This is a genomic window from Paracoccus limosus, assembly GCF_009711185.1.
Taxonomy (GTDB): domain Bacteria; phylum Pseudomonadota; class Alphaproteobacteria; order Rhodobacterales; family Rhodobacteraceae; genus Paracoccus; species Paracoccus limosus.
Genome location: NZ_WMIF01000014.1, coordinates 84,346 through 100,976, shown reverse-complemented (window position 1 = coordinate 100,976; position 16,631 = coordinate 84,346). Strand labels below are relative to the sequence as shown.

Annotated in this window: 15 protein-coding genes, 1 tRNA gene and 1 pseudogene; 8 read left to right on the top strand and 9 right to left on the bottom strand. The window is 65.4% G+C overall.

The genetic code is table 11. The features are described from left to right. Nucleotides 1-531: pseudogene (locus tag GL279_RS11495) on the top strand (hypothetical protein); the annotation flags it as partial. A 191-nt stretch (nucleotides 532-722) separates the two neighbouring features. Here the strand turns inward: GL279_RS11495 and GL279_RS11490 are convergent. Beyond that, nucleotides 723-797, bottom strand: a tRNA-Gln gene (locus GL279_RS11490). 96 nt (nucleotides 798-893) lie between these two features. Here GL279_RS11490 and GL279_RS11485 point away from each other — a divergent pair. Further along, nucleotides 894-2,117 carry a BaiN/RdsA family NAD(P)/FAD-dependent oxidoreductase gene (locus tag GL279_RS11485; protein ID WP_155064763.1) on the top strand — a complete coding sequence of 408 codons (1,224 nt, stop codon included), beginning with the start codon at nucleotides 894-896 and terminating at the stop codon, nucleotides 2,115-2,117. A 42-nt stretch (nucleotides 2,118-2,159) separates the two neighbouring features. On the opposite strand, the gene GL279_RS19695 is transcribed toward GL279_RS11485, so the two are convergent. Next, on the bottom strand, nucleotides 2,160-2,510 hold the full coding sequence (locus tag GL279_RS19695) for a TetR-like C-terminal domain-containing protein (RefSeq protein ID WP_211371299.1): 351 nt from the start codon (nucleotides 2,508-2,510) through the stop codon (nucleotides 2,160-2,162). Between the two features lie 227 nt (nucleotides 2,511-2,737). Between GL279_RS19695 and GL279_RS11475 the strand changes: the two genes are divergently transcribed. The 5 genes from GL279_RS11475 to GL279_RS11455 all read left to right on the top strand — a co-directional run bounded on the left by GL279_RS11475 (nucleotide 2,738) and on the right by GL279_RS11455 (nucleotide 7,236). After that, complete coding sequence (locus GL279_RS11475; protein WP_155064762.1) at nucleotides 2,738-3,292, top strand: thioredoxin family protein; 555 nt, start codon at nucleotides 2,738-2,740, stop codon at nucleotides 3,290-3,292. Further along, the gene (gene gph / locus GL279_RS11470) at nucleotides 3,289-3,972 is read left to right on the top strand and encodes a phosphoglycolate phosphatase (protein ID WP_155064761.1); all 684 of its coding nucleotides are present in this window, start codon (nucleotides 3,289-3,291) and stop codon (nucleotides 3,970-3,972) included. Before GL279_RS11475 ends, gph begins: the two co-directional genes overlap by 4 nt. Before the next feature lie 69 nt (nucleotides 3,973-4,041). After that, nucleotides 4,042-4,470, top strand: a complete 429-nt coding sequence (locus GL279_RS11465) for a protein tyrosine phosphatase family protein (protein ID WP_155064760.1) — start codon at nucleotides 4,042-4,044, stop codon at nucleotides 4,468-4,470. Nucleotides 4,471-4,692: 222 nt separating this feature from the next. Continuing rightward, the gene (typA, locus tag GL279_RS11460; RefSeq protein WP_155064759.1) at nucleotides 4,693-6,513 is read left to right on the top strand and encodes a translational GTPase TypA; all 1,821 of its coding nucleotides are present in this window, start codon (nucleotides 4,693-4,695) and stop codon (nucleotides 6,511-6,513) included. A gap of 93 nt (nucleotides 6,514-6,606) precedes the next feature. Then, entirely contained in the window at nucleotides 6,607-7,236 is a 630-nt protein-coding gene (locus tag GL279_RS11455; RefSeq protein WP_155064758.1) for a TetR/AcrR family transcriptional regulator, read from the top strand. A gap of 24 nt (nucleotides 7,237-7,260) precedes the next feature. Here GL279_RS11455 and GL279_RS11450 read toward each other — a convergent pair whose 3' ends face one another. The 5 genes from GL279_RS11450 to GL279_RS11430 all read right to left on the bottom strand — a co-directional run bounded on the left by GL279_RS11450 (nucleotide 7,261) and on the right by GL279_RS11430 (nucleotide 12,194). Next, the gene (locus tag GL279_RS11450) at nucleotides 7,261-7,584 is read right to left on the bottom strand and encodes a 2Fe-2S iron-sulfur cluster-binding protein (protein ID WP_155064757.1); all 324 of its coding nucleotides are present in this window, start codon (nucleotides 7,582-7,584) and stop codon (nucleotides 7,261-7,263) included. A gap of 161 nt (nucleotides 7,585-7,745) precedes the next feature. After that, nucleotides 7,746-8,954, bottom strand: coding sequence for a beta-ketoacyl-[acyl-carrier-protein] synthase family protein (locus GL279_RS11445; protein ID WP_155064776.1), 1,209 nt, complete (start codon nucleotides 8,952-8,954; stop codon nucleotides 7,746-7,748). Nucleotides 8,955-9,091: 137 nt separating this feature from the next. After that, a complete protein-coding gene (locus GL279_RS11440) occupies nucleotides 9,092-9,352 on the bottom strand; it encodes an acyl carrier protein (RefSeq protein ID WP_155064756.1) in 261 nt (86 codons plus the stop codon). Between the two features lie 12 nt (nucleotides 9,353-9,364). Next, entirely contained in the window at nucleotides 9,365-10,480 is a 1,116-nt protein-coding gene (locus GL279_RS11435) for a UDP-3-O-(3-hydroxymyristoyl)glucosamine N-acyltransferase (RefSeq protein WP_155064755.1), read from the bottom strand. 28 nt (nucleotides 10,481-10,508) lie between these two features. Further along, entirely contained in the window at nucleotides 10,509-12,194 is a 1,686-nt protein-coding gene (locus GL279_RS11430) for a L,D-transpeptidase family protein (protein WP_246175282.1), read from the bottom strand. A gap of 317 nt (nucleotides 12,195-12,511) precedes the next feature. Here GL279_RS11430 and mepK point away from each other — a divergent pair, with 317 nt between their 5' ends. Beyond that, nucleotides 12,512-13,072 carry a peptidoglycan L,D-endopeptidase MepK gene (mepK, locus tag GL279_RS11425; protein ID WP_155064754.1) on the top strand — a complete coding sequence of 187 codons (561 nt, stop codon included), beginning with the start codon at nucleotides 12,512-12,514 and terminating at the stop codon, nucleotides 13,070-13,072. A 69-nt stretch (nucleotides 13,073-13,141) separates the two neighbouring features. Here mepK and GL279_RS11420 read toward each other — a convergent pair whose 3' ends face one another. Beyond that, nucleotides 13,142-13,903, bottom strand: coding sequence for an SseB family protein (locus GL279_RS11420; RefSeq protein ID WP_246175281.1), 762 nt, complete (start codon nucleotides 13,901-13,903; stop codon nucleotides 13,142-13,144). Nucleotides 13,904-14,003: 100 nt separating this feature from the next. Beyond that, nucleotides 14,004-16,625: a nitrate reductase gene (locus GL279_RS11415; RefSeq protein ID WP_155064753.1), complete on the bottom strand. Its 2,622-nt coding sequence runs from the start codon at nucleotides 16,623-16,625 to the stop codon at nucleotides 14,004-14,006. Nucleotides 16,626-16,631: the final 6 nt, after the last annotated feature.

The following is a 16,631-nucleotide window of genomic DNA, read 5'->3' as shown; positions in this document are numbered from 1 at the left end:
GAGAAGCCGTCCAAATGGCCGCCCATTTTGCCGTCTCGTTCCAAGCCAACACCTCCGACGTTCATGCGCACGGAGATTGGCCCGTTCAGATCACCAGCGGCAGGAGGGGATCAGCGTCGCGCTTACGAGGAATGGGGTATCGCGCCCGATTACACTGGCCGGGCATTGCCGCTGATTGAGTTGCAGATCAGGAACCAGAGCCTCAAGGAGATGGCCCGGACACTTGCCGAGTTCCAGATCGACAACCCTGACTGCAACCCCGAAGCCATCCGCAAGGAAATTCTTCAGTTCCTCAACGAGATCGTGCATGCCGATGGCGAGTTCGACGAAAAGGAAGAGCTGGCGGTCGAGGCAGTCGAGCGAGAGTTCTCTGCTGTACTTTCGACGCAGGCGCAACTGATGCGCAAGGCAGGGCACTACTCATCGCAAGTAGCTACGGTTGTCCAGAGCGGAGCGTCTGCAGTGGCTGACCGCACTCAATCCGCGCTTGGTAGCCTACGCGGCAGACTGCTCGGCAAGAAGGACGACTGAACCGTTCATTTACCTGCCCTTAAAGCCCGCGAGAAGACCACTCCGGGGCATTTCTTGGGGCACTTGCGGCTCTACTCCTCGTGGAGCAGGGCCGATGCTAGAGACTTCGCGACTAGCTAGATCGATGATAGCTCTGCAGGAAGAACCAATCACTGGCCGCAGTCTAACGCTCTATAAATTCTTGTGATTTTTGGCTGGGGCGGTAGGATTCGAACCTACGGTACACGGTACCAAAAACCGTTGCCTTACCACTTGGCCACGCCCCAACTCTGTGAGGCGGTATCTAGCCAAGCCGGCAGGGGGCTGCAAGACCCAATCGGAAATTTCTTGTGGGTAGTTTTTGCGACGGCTATGCGACCGGCATGGAAGAGTTTGATACGATCATTCTGGGGGCCGGTGCAGCCGGGCTTTTCTGCGCTGGATCGCTGATTGCAGCCGACCCCGGGCATCGCATTCTGGTGCTGGATCACGCCCGCGCACCCGGTGAAAAAATCCGCATTTCGGGTGGAGGGCGCTGCAACTTCACCAACCTCGCGACGAATCGCGAACGATTCTTGTCGCAGAATCCGCGATTCTGCGCCTCGGCGCTGTCGGGATTCGCGCCGGGGGACTTTGTCGCTCTGGTCGATTCGGCGAGAATCGCCTGGCACGAGAAAACGCTGGGCCAGCTTTTTTGTGACGGCAGCGCCCGGCAGATCATCGACATGCTGCTGCATCGGATGCGCAGCGCGGTGCTGCGGCTGGAGACCTCGGTCACCGGCATCGCCCGGACGGATACCGGCTTTGTCGTCACGACGGGCAGGGGGATGGCGGCGGGCCGGCAGGTGGTCGTGGCAACCGGCGGCCGCTCGATCCCCAAGATGGGCGCGACCGGGCTTGGCTATGAGATCGCGGCGCAATTCGGTTTGCGGCTGGTAACGCCACGGGCGGGGCTGGTGCCGCTGACCTTTGCCGAACAGGATCTGAACCTGTGCAAGCCGCTTAGCGGCCTGTCGCTGGAGGCCGAGGTGCGTCACGGCAGCGGCCGCAGCGCCGCGACTTTCCGCGACGGGCTTTTGTTCACGCATCGCGGGCTGTCGGGCCCGGCGATCCTGCAGATTTCAAGCTATTGGCAACCGGGCGAAAGCATTCAGGTGGATCTGCTGCCGGACTGCAATCTTGCCGCTGAACTGCGGGCGGCACGGGGGCAGGGCGGTCGTGTCGCGGTCGCCACGGCGCTGGCCCGCTGGCTGCCGAACCGTCTGGCCGAAGCGATCACGGCCGAGTTGGGCCTGACCGAGGCGCGGCTGGCCGATCAGCCCAACCGCCAGCTCGATATTCTGGCGCGCCGGGTGAACGAATGGCAATTGCGCCCCGTCGGGTCAGAGGGCTGGCGCACGGCCGAGGTAACGCTCGGCGGCGTCGACACGCGCGATCTGGACGCGCGTAGCCTGCAGGCGCGTAGCGCACCGGGGCTGTATTTCATCGGCGAGGTGGTCGATGTGACCGGCTGGCTGGGCGGCTATAATTTCCAATGGGCATGGGCCTCGGCACATGCCGCGGCGCGCGCAATTGCGGGGCAGACGACTGCGCGGGCGCCAGATTAATACAGTGTTATCAACAGTATTTATTTCCGTTCGGGAATCTCATCACGCTTCCCAGCAGCGACACGCAGGCCAAACCCTCCAGGAGCGTTGCAAGAGCGTTGTTGACCGCATCGGTGCCGACTTTTCAGGCAGCAAGATCCCATCAATGGTCAGCAGGGCCAAGCCGTGCGTTAGCCCCCAGCACGCAGCCATCTGCCCATCAATGTCGCGCTGGCGCAGAACCCCCTCGGCCTGGCCCCGCTCCAGAAGTTCGATAAGCGGTTGGCAGGTCGCAAGCGCCCGCTCGTCAAGATGCACGTCCGCAGGCTCTCCGGCATCCGCGCTGAACATCAGCCGATAAAGGCCCGGATTCCCCGTTGCAAAGCGCAAATAGGCGGCTGTCGAAGCCTCCATGCCAAGTCATGCTGATCCGGCCAGCGTCAGGCATCAAGCCGGAGGCGAGAAATCAACTATGCCAGTTCGCGGCAACTCCACTTTGTGCTCATTTTTATAGTGATAATCCGTATTATGTAACAATATGATCAACCCCACCTCATACTTTCGCAAATATCCCCGGAAATCCGCTCGAAGCCCCGGGAATCTCTTGCTAGCTTGGGCGCGCTGACAAGATGAGGTATATCATGGCCGTGCGTCCCCCGGTGTGCGATTTTGGCGCCAAGGCTCCGGATTTTGCCTTGCCCGATCCGGATGGCAGATTGTTTTCGCTGGCGCAGATCGCCGGGCCCAAGGGCACGCTGGTCATGTTCATCTGCAACCACTGTCCCTATGTTCAGGCCGTGATCGACCGCATCCAGCGCGACGCGGCCGAGCTGCAGGCCCTGGGCATCGGTGTTGTCGCGATTTCGGCCAATGATGTCGCGGAATATCCGCAGGACGCGCCCGAACACATGAAGGCCGAGGCCCTGCGCCACGGCTTCAGCTTTCCCTATCTCTATGACGAAAGTCAGGATGTCGCGCGCGTCTATGGCGCCGAATGCACGCCCGACTTCTTTGGCTACAACGACAGGCTGGAACTGCAGTATCGCGGCCGGCTGGATGCCTCGGGCCGCACGCCGGGCGATCCGGGCGCCAAGCGCGAACTCTTCGAGGCCATGGCCCAGATCGCCCGCACCGGACAAGGACCGCAGGACCAGACCGCCTCGATCGGTTGCTCAATCAAATGGAAAACGCAATGAACACCTGTTTCGCGCCTTGCCCGGTGGTCTTCGACCTTGACGGCACCCTGATCGACAGCGCCCCCGACATTCACGCCACGGTTAATGCCGTCCTGCGCCTGCATGACGCGCGGCTGCTGACGCTGGATCAGGTGCGCAGCTTCATCGGCGGCGGCGTCGATCTGTTGTGGCGGCGCGTCATCGCGGCGACCGGCCTGCCGTCCGAGGCGCATCGCGATCTGGTCGCGGCCTTCATGACCCGCTATCACGACGCCACCGCGCTGACCCGGCTTTATCCACAGGTGACCGAGGCTTTGGGCCTGTTGGCTGATCGCGGCTATGCGCTTGGCATCTGCACCAACAAGCCGCTGGGCCCGACGCAGGCGGTGCTGGAGCATTTCGACATCTCGGGGCTGTTTGCCACCGTTGTCGGCGGCGATTCCCTGCCGCAGCGCAAACCCGATCCCGCACCGCTGCGCGCCGCACTTGCGGCACTGGGCGCCGATCCGCACCAGCCGCGCGGCGTCTATGTCGGCGACAGCGAATTCGACGCGGAATGCGCGGCCAATACCGGCGTGCCGTTCCTGATCTTTGCGCGGGGCTACCGCAAGTCGCCGCTCGAAGAGATGCGCTTTACCGCCAGCTTCGACGATTACGCGCAATTGCCGCTGCTGGTCGAGGAAAACGCCCCCGTCGCCTGAGCGCCGCGCCGCTTGACAGCGTGGCCAAACACGGTGATCCAGTGGCGCAAGCGTCGCGAAGGAGAGTCCATGGATCTGCGCCAAATCACCCCCGAGCTTTCGGTCTCGCCCCAGATTACGCCCGAGGATCTGCCGGATCTGGCGGCACAGGGCTTTCGCGTGGTGATCAACAATCGCCCCGACGCCGAGGTCGGCCCCGACGAGGATGGCGCGGCCATGCAGGCCGCGGCCGCCGCCGCCGGCATGGAATATCGCGCCATTCCCTTCGTGCCCGGTCAGGTCACCCAAACCATGGTCGACGCCCAGGCCGAGGCCTTGGCGCTGCCGGGCCGCAAGATCGCCTATTGCCGCTCGGGCAACCGCTCGACCGTGCTCTGGGCACTGACCGAGGCCGGAACCACGCCCGCCGACAGCCTGCTGCAAACCGCAGCCGAGGCTGGCTATGACCTGTCGGGCGTCCGCCCGATGATCGACGCGCTGGCCGCCCGCAAGGGCTGAGCGCCATTCCCCTTGGGCGCGCCGGCCCCGGCCCGCCTCCCGCCAAGGAAAGCTGCCGTGAATTCGATCATCTATATCGTCGGTCTGGTCGTGGTGGTGCTGCTGATCCTCAGCCTGCTGGGCCTGCGCTAGTCACGCAACTGTCGGATTCCATATTGATGCTGGCGTTTCGGCCCCTGCTGCGCTAGGGGGGCCGCAACTCAATTCAAAGGCCAGCTCCCCATGGATATCCGCAATATCGCGATCATTGCCCACGTCGACCACGGCAAGACCACTCTTGTCGACCAGTTGCTGAAACAGTCGGGCTCGTTCCGCGAGAACCAGGCCGTGGCGGAACGCGCCATGGACAGCAACGACATCGAACGTGAACGCGGCATCACCATTCTGGCCAAGGCCACCTCGGTCGAATGGAAAGGCACCCGCATCAATATCGTCGACACCCCCGGCCACGCCGATTTCGGCGGCGAGGTCGAGCGGATCCTGTCGATGGTCGATGGCGTCTGTCTGCTGGTCGATGCTGCCGAAGGCCCGATGCCGCAAACGAAATTCGTGACCTCCAAAGCGCTGGCCCTGGGCCTGAAGCCCATCGTGGTCCTGAACAAGGTCGACAAGCCCGCTGCCGACGCCGACAAGGCGCTGGACGAAGTGTTCGACCTTTTTGCCAACCTCGGTGCCAGTGACGAGCAGCTGGACTTTCCGCATCTCTACGCCTCGGGCATCGGCGGCTGGGCCGACGAGACGCTGGAGGGTCCGCGCAAGGACATGTCGGCGCTGTTCGACATGGTGCTGCGCCACGTCGAGCCCCCGAAGCAGGTCGCCCGTCAGGACGAGCCCTTCCAGATGCTTGCCACCACGCTGGGCTCGGACCCGTTCATCGGCCGCATTCTGACCGGCCGCGTCGAGGCTGGCCGTGCGAAAGCCGGCGATACCGTCAAGGCGCTGTCGCGCGACGGCGAGCGCATCGAACAGTTCCGCATCTCCAAGGTGCTGGCCTTCCGCGGCCTGACCCAGACGCCGATCGACGAGGCCGTTGCCGGCGACATCGTCAGCCTCGCGGGCATGACCAAGGCGACCGTCGCCGACACCATCGCCGCGCTCGAGGTGGAAACCGCCCTGCCCGCACAGCCGATCGATCCGCCGACCATCAGCGTCACCTTCGGCATCAACGACAGCCCGCTGGCCGGTCGCGACGGCAACAAGGTGCAATCGCGCGTCATCCGCGAACGCCTGATGAAAGAGGCCGAAACCAACGTCGCGATCAAGGTCGAGGACACCCCCGGCGGCGATGCCTTCATCGTCTCGGGCCGTGGCGAATTGCAGATGGGCGTGCTGATCGAAAACATGCGCCGCGAAGGCTTCGAGCTGTCGATCTCGCGCCCGCGCGTGATCTTCCAGGACATTGACGGCGTCCGCCACGAGCCGATCGAGGAAGCCATCATCGACGTCGATGACGAATATACCGGCGCCGTGATCGACAAGCTGACCGGCACCCGCAAGGGCGATCTGGTCGAGATGAAGCCCGCAGGCCATGGCAAGACCCGCATCGTGGCCCATGTCCCCTCGCGCGGGCTGATCGGCTATCAGGGCGAATTCATGACCGACACGCGCGGCAACGGCGTGCTGAACCGCATCTTCCACAGCTGGGCGCCCTACAAGGGCCCGATCCAGGGCCGCCGTCAGGGCGTGCTGATCTCGATGGAGGATGGCGTCTCGGTCGCCTATGCGCTGTGGAACCTGGAAGAGCGCGGCAAGATGTTCATCGGCGCGCAGGAACAGGTCTATCAGGGCATGATCATCGGCGAGCATTCGCGCGACAACGATCTGGAAGTGAACCCGCTGAAGGGCAAGAAACTGACCAACGTTCGCGCCTCGGGCACGGACGAGGCTGTGCGCCTGACGCCGCCGGTGCGCCAGTCGCTGGAAGAGGCCATCGCTTATATCGACGATGACGAGCTGGTCGAAGTCACGCCCAAGAACATCCGCCTGCGCAAGCGCCATCTGGACCCGCATGAGCGCAAGCGTCAGGCCCGCGCCGACGGCTGATCCCTCTGCCAGACTTCAGTTTTTTGAAAACACACAATTCCGCCTCGGCGGAATTGTGCTAGATTGGCAGTGAGATCCCTCAGAGGGCAAGAAATGTCCGACCCTGGCAACCTGTATCAGAACCTGATCAAGACGGCCAAGACCGCCGTCGAGAAACAGGGCGCGCTGCCGTCCTCTCTCGACGACCTTGCCGCCTTGGCCGGGGTCGCCCCGCAGGAGGTCAGGGCCTGTTTCGCCACCCTCGACGATCTGCGCGAAGGCGTGATCTATGACAGCGTGATGCTGCTCAATGATGCGCTGCGTCAGGGGATCATCGAATCCGACCCGCATAGCCCGGACGCGCAGTTGCGCTCGCTCGCGCGCAGCTACGGCGATTGGGCCTATCGCCACCCGCGGCTCTTCGCGATGCTGGTCGACGGCCTGATGGGCGACCTGCCCACGGACAGCACGCTCTACCGCTTCACCATCTCGATCCGCCAGCTCTTCGAACGCAAGCTGCACGAGATGATCGATATCGGCATGCTGGATAAAACGGCCGATATCGACCGGATCATCCTGTTCCTGCATTGCCTGATCCGGGGTGCGAATGTGGTCTTCGTCGGCCGTGGCACCGACCCTTGGACCAAGGACGACGAGCGCCCCGGCGCCAATCTCGCCGAGGATGTCTTCGATCAGTTCCTCGACGGGATCATCGCCCAACACGGCCCCAAGGCGGCAGGCTAAGCCCCGCCGCCGCCGTCATCCGCCTCAGATCTGCCGTTCGGGCAGATTGACCACCAGCCCGTCCAGTTCCGCCGTGACCTTGATCTGGCAGGTCAGCCGCGACCGCGCCGGATCCGGCTGATAGGCGAAATCCAGCATGTCCTCCTCCATCGGGTCTTTCGGCGGCAGTCGATCCACCCATTCCGGCGCGACATAGACGTGGCAGGTCGAACAGGCGCAGGCGCCGCCGCAATCCGCGTCGATGCCGGGCACGCCATTGTCGCGCGCGCCCTCCATGACGGTCATGCCGGGCTTCACCTCGATCTCATGGGCGGTGCCGTTGTGCTCGATATAGGTAATCTTCGCCATGGGTGCCTTCCTTCAGCTTTCGCACAGCAGATAGGCCATCGCCGGGCGCCTGAAAAGCCCCGCCCCCGGCTTCTTTCGTGTCCCAATATTCCGGGGGATGAGCCGCTTGCGGCGAAGGGGGCAGAGCCCCCTTCCCTTGCCTTCCCTTGCCTCTCCGTGCCTCAGGCCTTGCGCAGCGCGATGACCGCGTTCAGCCCGCCAAAGGCAAAGGCGTTCGACAGCACCGCGCCGACCTTTGCCTCGCGCGCCTCGTTCGGCACCACGTCCAGCGCACATTCGGGGTCCGGCTCTTCATAGCCGATGGTGGGCGCGATCACGCCTTCGCGCAGCGCCATGATGCAGGCCAACAGCTCGACCGCGCCTGTGCCGCCGATCAGATGCCCGTGCATCGACTTGGTCGAGGAAATCATCAGCCGGTCGGCGTGATGGCCAAAGGCATGCGCGACGGCCGCGCATTCGGTCTTGTCATTGGCCGCTGTTCCCGTGCCATGCGCATTGATGTAGCCGATCTCCTCGGGCCGCAGATGCGCGTCCAGCATGGCACCGGTGATCGCCCGCTCGGCGCCGATGGCCGAGGGCATGACGATATCCTGCGCATCGGCGCACATCGAAAAGCCCACCACCTCGGCCAGAATGTCGGCGCCGCGCGCCACGGCATGTTCCCAATCCTCAAAGACGAAGACGCCCGCGCCCTCGCCCTGCACCATGCCGTTGCGGGTCGCGGAAAACGGGCGGCAAGCGTCCTTGGACATGACGCGCAGGCCTTCCCATGCCTTGACGCCGCCAAAGCACAGCATCGCCTCGGAGCCGCCGGTCAGCATCACCGAGGCCGCCCCCGAACGCACCATGTTGAAGGCCATGCCCATGGCGTGGTTCGAGCTGGCGCAGGCGGTGGCGACGGTAAAGCTTGGCCCCATCAGCCCGTATTCCAGACTGAGATGCGAGGCGGCGGCATTGTTCATCAGCCGCGGCACGACAAAGGGGTGAACGCGGTTCTTGCCCTCTTCGTAGACGGTGCGATAATTCTCGTCCCAGGTGTTCATGCCGCCTGCCGCGGTGCCCAGCACCACGCCCGAGCGCAGACCCAGCTCACCCTCGAAGACCAGCCCGGATTGCTCGACCGCCTCGCGCGCCGCCAGCAGCGTAAACTGGGTGAACTTGTCGTAAAGCACGATCTGCTGGCGGTTGAAGTATTGCTCGGCGTCCCAGTCACGGACCTGACCGCCGATGCGGATCGCAAGCCGCTCGACATCGCGGAACTCCAGCGGACCGATGCCGCAGCGGCCCTCGCGCATGGCCTCCATGGTCGCCGGCACGTCGCGCCCCAGCGCGTTCACCGTGCCCATGCCGGTGATCGCCACCCGCCGCATGCCATTGGCATGACGCCCCATGATGACGCGGCCCAGCATGGCGCGCGCCATCTTGGTGGCGTTCTTGACCTTGCCCGTGACCTTCTCGGTTTTGCGCTCGGGTTTGGGCAGCTTGCCCGGCTTGGCCTTCTTGGCGTTCATACCTTTGCCGCAACCAGCTTTTCGACGGCCGAGATGATCGCGCCCAGGGACGAGATGTCGAAATCCGAGTTCTCGGGATCATTGGCGTTGAAGGGGATCGAGATGTCGAACTCTTCCTCGATGGCAAAGATCGACTCGACCAGCCCCATGCTGTCGATGCCGATATCCTGCGGCGACATTTCGGGTTTCAGCTCGGCCGGATCCAGCATGGCCTGTTCGGCGATGATCTGAACGATACGGTCGCGGATCTCTGTCATTTCGGTCTCCAATCAGCCCCTGTCCGGCGTCTTGCCGGTTTCGACGCGGTTTTCCGACAAATTCTTAACAGTTTCACGAAGCTCCGCCACCTGCGCGTAAAGTCGCGGCAGCCGGCGGATGTTCTTTTGCGCCTCGACCTGGGTCTCCATCTTGACGGCGGGGCTGCCCAGCAGAACGCGCCCGGCCGGCGCATTGGTAAAGATCTTGGTGGCACCGCCGGCGATCACGTCGTCACCGACGAAGATATTGTCCGAGACACCGACCTGACCGGCCAGCACGACCCGATTGCCGATGCGCGCCGATCCGGCCACGCCGACCAGACCGCAAAGCATGCAATCCTCGCCCACCACGCAATTGTGACCAATCTGGACCAGATTGTCGATCTTGGTGCCGCGGCCGATGCGGGTGGCGCGGATGGTGCCGCGGTCGATGGTCGAGTTTGCGCCGACCTCGACATCGTCGCCGATGACCACGCCCCCCAGCGAATGGATCCGAGTCCAGTGCTGCTGGCGGATCTCGGCGCGTTCGCCCAGCGTGTGGCGGATCTCTTCGACACCGGATTTCTCGGGGGTGACAAAGGAAAACCCGTCCGCCCCGATCGAGACATTGGGATGCAGGATCACGCGGTCGCCGATCACCACCTCATGCGCGATGCGCACACCGGGATGCAGCAGCACCTCGGCGCCGATCACCGTGTCGCGCCCGATCGAGACATGCGAGGCGATGCGCGCGCCCTGCCCTAGCCGCACCCGTGCCCCGATCACCACGAAGGGACCGATGGCAGCATCCTCGGGGATTTCGGCGCTCGGGTCGATGACGGCGCTGGGATGCACGCCCGGCGCTATCTCGGGGCCGCGATCAAAGGCGCGGGTCAGCCCGGACATGGCCAACCGCGGGCGCACCACCACGATGGCCGCGCGCAGCCCCAGCGCCTCGGGGTCCATGCCCTCGGCGATCAGGGCCATGCCGCCTGGCGCCAGCTTCTCGGCATAGGCCGGATTGGTCGCCAGCGAGATCTGCCCCTCGCCCGCCTGCCCCGCCTCGGCGACGCCGGTGACGGCCAATTCGCCATCCCCCCAAAGCCGGGCATCCAGCGCCCGGGCAAGCTCGGCAATGGTCAAGGTCATGCGCGTCCCCCTTTGGTTGGGGAATGATCTAGTCCCGCAAGTCGCCGAAATCCAGACCGCTATCGCGTGCGGCGCGCTCGGCGCTTGCCGTCAGCGCGGCATGGACCTGTGCGTCGCGGCCATAAATGTCGGGAAAACGCCGGATCTGGCCGTCGGCATCGGGGAAAGCGGTGAAATAGACCAGATGCACCGGGATCGGCTGGCGCAGGTTCAGAAAGCTTTCCTGCCCCGAGCGCAGCGCCTTCTGGAAGGTCGCTTCGGGGTTGCCGACCTGCCCGGCCAGCAGCTCATGCGCCAGATCGATGGGCCGACCGATGCGGATACAGCCATGCGAATAGGCGCGGCTCGACTGGTTGAACAGATGCTTGGTCGGCGTGTCATGGAGATAGATGTTCCACGGGTTCGGGAACATGAATTTGACCTGACCCAAGGCATTGTCATCGCTGGGCTTTTGCCGCATGCGATAGGGAAAGTTCGAGGCGGTGTATTTGCGGAAATCGATGCGGTCGCGCGATATGACGCGGCCGGCGCCGTCCACCACGTCCAGATGGCCGACCGCATTGCGATTGGCCTGCAGGCGCGGCAAATATTCCTTGACCGTGATCGAGCGCGGCACGTTCCAGCGCGGATTGGCGACGATATATTTCATCGTCTCGGAAAATTCCGGGGTCTCGTATTCGGGATCGGCCTTGCCGATCACCACGCGGGTCGAAAACACCTCCTGCCCGTCCTGCAGGATGCGGGCGGTGAATTCGGGCAGGTTGACCCAGACCTGACGCGCCATCGGGTCCGCGCCATTCATCCAGCGCATCCGCTCCAGCGCGACCAGCAGGGCCGGATCGGCCTCACCGTTGCGGTTCAGCCGCGCCACGGTGCGCGGCCCGGCGATGCCGTCGGCGCCCATACCGGCCTGCGCCTGAAATCTGGCCACGGCAATCGCCAGCGGCGCGTCAAAGACCTCGGCCGAGGCCTCGGGCACCGCGTCAAAACCCATCGCCGCCAGCCGCGTGCGCAGCGCCTGCACCGCTGGCCCGCTGTCGCCCAGACGCCAGCTGCCCTCGGGCACGCGCGGCGTGCCGGGCGGCGCGACCAAAGGCGCGCTCGCGGCCAGAGCCTGCCGCAATTGCCCATAGCGCGGATCGCTGGGCCCGAGCCGGGCAATGAAGCCCGCCGGATCGTCGCTTGCCACCAGCCCGCGCAGCAGATCGCCCGCCGCCGGACGCTCGACCTTGCGCTTGATGCCGGGATCAACCTTTTGCGGGTCAAGAACGCCCCCGGTCAGGTCATGCGCCCAGCGGTCAAAGACGCGGGCAAAGGTCAGCTCCTCGGCCAGCGTGTCGCCGCCGTTCTGCGCCAGCCCGGCCAGCAGATCGGGGCGATAGCGCGCCAAGGGCAGACCATGGCTGGCCGCCTGCTCGACCGCGGCGATCACCGCCTGGCGGCGCGCCGCGCCCTCGGGGCCCAGAAAGACCGGCTTCAGCCCGTTCGAGCCATAGAAATCGGCCAGCCCCGGATCATGGGCAACCGCCTCGGCCAGCTGCATTTCACGTTCGGAAAACAACAGCCTCGGCGCCGGCAGCGCGCTGATCGAAGCGGTTTCCAACCCCTGTGCCGCCGCAGCTTGCGGCGCCATGCCCAGCCCCAGCACTGCCGCCACGGACAGCGGCGCCACAACCATGGCGCGAATCATCTCAAACAGGGCCACCAGCGACATTCCTTTATTCCTTGGCGCAAGGGTGGCATCGGCTGATTCCGGGGTCCAGCGGGGGTCGGTGTTTTCCTGTCAAGCTGATGCCGGATTGGCACGGCCGCAGCAAAACCGCCGGTTGCGTTCCATGGACAGGTTTTTATCGGCGGATAATCGCCGATCATGGCGGATGTCCGCTGTTGCGGGAATCAAAAGCTTTCCTCGCCTCGCGGGCTGGTGACATATTGTTAAACAGTTCCGGTTAAAGCTGGGGCGGTCGGGCGGGCGCTTTCCACATGTGATCCTCTCCGACACAACAAACGAAGCAGGACAGGCGATCTGACATGACGTTCGAAACTATCTCGCGTCGCGGCATCATGGGTGTGTTCGCGGCGACGACGGTGGCAGCAGCGCCGGTTATGGCCAATGCCTTCGGTGTGCTGCGCGGCGCTGGCGACATCCGCCGCATTCGCATGTATTCGGGCCGGACCGGGGAAAGCATCGACACGGTTTACTGGGTCGAGGGCAAATACATCCGCGACGCCCTGAATGAAATCAATGTCTTCATGCGCGACTGGCGCACGGGGACGGTGATCGGGATCGACCCGCGCACCATCGACATCGCCGCAGCCTCGCACCGGCTGCTGCAAACCAATGAGCCCTTCATGATGCTGTCGGGCTATCGTTCCCCCCAGACCAATGCCATGCTGCGCTCGCGCTCCGCCGGGGTCGCGCGCAACTCGCTGCATATGGTCGGCAAGGCGGCAGACATGCGGCTGAAGTCGCGCTCTGTCTCGCAGATGTACAAGGCTGCCTATGCTTGCCAGGCAGGCGGGGTCGGCAAATACTCGCGCTCGAACTTCGTGCATATGGACTGCGGTCCGGTCCGCACCTGGGGCGCCTGAATCACCGATCTTCACGCTTGTGTGAACCTGCCAAGACCCGCCCTTTTTCGGGCGGGTTTTGCATTTTCCCTACCAGCGCAGCCGGGGCGGCGCCTTGGGATCACGTTGCGGTGCTACGGCCTCGGCCTGCGGTTCGGGGATGTCCAGCACCAGCGCCACCGGCGGCAGGGCCGAATCAGCAAAGGCGATATCCACACCCCCGGGTTGTTCAGGCAGGAATGCCAGCAGTTCGGCAAAGGCCTTGGCCAAGGCCTCGCGATGCGTCTCGGCCACGCCCAGAAGCAGCAGCGTATGGTTGCGCCGCCCATCCGCCCAGACCGAACCGAACAGCGCCGCCCGCGCCACCAACCCCACCATGTCACCCAGACGCAGCGACAGCGGCCCGGCCAGATCGGCGACGGTCGCGGGCTCGGGCGGGCGCAGATCGGCGGATGCCGCATCGGGGGCAAGGTTCGGCCGCGCCTCCAGCGCGCCGGTCAGCCATTGCAGCACACCCGGCTCCAGCAGCATCTGCGAGGGCTGGCCGGGATTGACCAGCAGGCCCCGCCCCTCGGCTGCCAGCGCCGCGACCAGCAGCCGCCCCGGCAGGGCGACATAGGCCACCGGGCCGCCGACAAAGCCGGCCAGCCGTTCTTCCAGATCGCAGGCCAGCGCCACCGGCCCTTCTGGCAGCTCATAGATCTGCAACTCGGCGCGGTCATCGGCCGGCTCCTGGGTCAGCGCGGCGAAAAGCTCGGTATCGGCAAGGCGCGACAGCGCCAGCGCACGGGTCGGCGCATCGGCGTCATGGAACGGGGTTTCGCACAGCAGGTCCAGCGGGGTCAGCGACATGTCACGGGCTTTCGTCTTCGCGATTGCGTTCGCACCAGCCGGTATTGCGCAGGCGCGGGCGAGGCAAGGAAAAGATCGCGCCCGCCCGCGCCCCTCGCGCCTATTCGGCCGCCACCCGGCAGGCATGGGCCGAGATCAGCGCCCGCAGCTCGGGCCGGCACGAGCCACAATTGCTGCCCGCGCGCAATGCCGCGCCAATGGCCTCGACCGTCATCAGGCCCTGCCCCGCGATGCCGCGCAGAATGGTGTTCACGCCGACCCCGAAACAGGCACAGACCAGCGCCCCCTCATCGGGCTGATCGCCGCCGGGCTGGCCGGCCAGCAGCGTCGGCGCGCATTCGCCCGCCAGCGCCGCCGCGACATGGCTGCGCGACAGGCCGACCGGCTCGGGCGCAACGAACAGCGCCGCCTGCAGCCGCCCCTGTCGCAGGAATACCAGACGCAGCGTGCCGCGCCGGGCATCCTGCACCACGATAGGCGCCTCAGACTGGCCGAACAGCGCCTGCGCCCATTGGACCCAGTCGCCGGGCATCGCGGCCCCCGCCATCTCGGTCTGCATGCCGCCGGGCAGGGTCGCGCGGGCCCAATAGTCGCAATCGGGACGAAAATCCTGCGCGGCCACCGCATAGGCGAACCAGCGCGCGGCAAAGGGCCGGATCGCCACCGCCGCCGATTTCAGCGCCGGCTGCCCCGAGACCGGATCCGTCAGCCCCGGCACCAGCGCATCGACGCGGCCGCTGGGCCCGGTCTCGCCGGTCCAATGCATCGGCGCAAAGGGATGGCCCGGACGCACGCGATCGGTCACCAGCACCCGCAGGATGGCGCGGCCCGCCGGGTTTTCGACTTCGGCCAAAGTGGCGGGCGCCAGCCCCAGCCGCACGGCATCCTCGGGATGGATTTCCAGAAAAGGCTCGGCCAGATGGCGCGACAGCCGCGGTGCCAGCCCGGTTCGTGTCATCGTGTGCCACTGGTCGCGGATGCGCCCGGTGTTCAGGCGGAACGGCAGGGCGTCCGGCGCGGGCTCTGGCAGGCGTGGCTGCACCGCCAGCATCCGCGCCTTGCCATCGGGAGTATGGAACCGCCCCGCGCCGAAAAAGCGCCCGCCCTGCCGCCGCGCCGATTGCGGCCAGAGAAAGGGTTGCAGCGCCTCATAGCCCGCCGCGTCGATTCCGGCATGGGCCGAGATGTCGAAATCGCTGCCCAGATCACCCGCGACGCCCGACAGCGCCGCATATTCGCCAAAGACCTCGGCCGGGCCTTGCCAGCCAAAGGCATCGGGCCAGCCCATCCGCACCGCGACATCGGCCAGAATGCGCCAGTCGTCGCGCGCCTGACCTGCGGGCGGCAGCAGGCGGCGCTGACGGCTGATGCGGCGTTCGGAATTGGTGACGGTGCCGTCCTTTTCCCCCCAGCCGGTCGCCGGCAATAGCACATGCGCCAGCCGCGCCGTGTCGGTCGTGGCAAACATGTCCGAGACCACGACGAAATCGCAGCCGGCGATGGCGCGGGCCACACGATCCGCCTCGGGCATCAAGACAGCGGGATTGGTGCAGATGATCCACAGCGCCTTGATGCGCCCGTCCTCGACGGCGCGGAACATGTCCACGGCCTTCAGCCCCGGCCTCTCGGCCATGCCGGGCGCGGCCCAGAAGTCGCGGACGGCGGCGCGATGGGTGGGGTTTTCCAGTTCCAGATGGCAGGCAAGCATATTGGCCAGACCGCCGACCTCGCGCCCGCCCATGGCATTGGGCTGGCCGGTGACGCTGAACGGGCCCATGCCGGGACGACCGATCCGACCCGTCGCCAGATGGCAGTTCAGGATGGCATTCACCTTGTCGCTGCCGCTGTCGGATTGGTTGATGCCCTGCGAATAGACGGTCACCACCTTGTCAGTCTGCTGCCAGATCGCCAGAAACTGCCGCAGCAGGCCAAAATCCAGGCCGGTCTCGCGCACATCCACCTGACCTGCCGCCGCCATGGCCTCGTCAAGACCCGAGACATGTTCGGCGCAAAACGGCGACAGCGGCGACAGCGACAAGAGCCAGTTAAAAAGCACCGCATCCGAGCCGGGCGCCAAGGGCAGGTGCAGGTCGGCGATGTCGCAGGTGGCGGTGCGGCGCGGGTCGATGACCACGATCCGCATCTCGGGCCGGGCGGCCTTGGCGGCGGCAAGGCGCTGATACAGCACCGGATGGCACCATGCCAGATTCGAGCCGGTCAGGATCACCGCATCGGCCAGCTCCAGATCCTCGTATAGCCCCGGCACGGTATCGGTGCCAAAGGCCCGCCGGTGCCCGGCGACAGATGACGCCATGCACAGTCGCGAATTGGTGTCGATGTTGGCCGAGCCGATGAAGCCCTTCATCAGCTTGTTGGCGACATAGTAGTCCTCGGTCAGCATCTGCCCCGAGACGTAGAAACCTACCGAATCCGGCCCATGTGCGGCGATGGTTTCGGAAAACCGCTGTGCGACCAGATCCAGCGCCTGATCCCATGTGGCCTCGCGGTCCTGGATGCGCGGGGCCAGCAGCCGACCCTTGGTGCCGACCGTTTCACCCAGGGCGGCGCCCTTGACGCAGAGCCGTCCGAAATTCGCGGGATGCTCGGGGTCGCCGGCGATGGTCAGGCCGCCCGCGCCGTCAGGCGTGGCCAGCACCCCGCAGCCGACGCCGCAATAGGCGCAGGTGGTGCGGATCGCGGGGCGGGATGAAGCGATGTTCATGGCGGA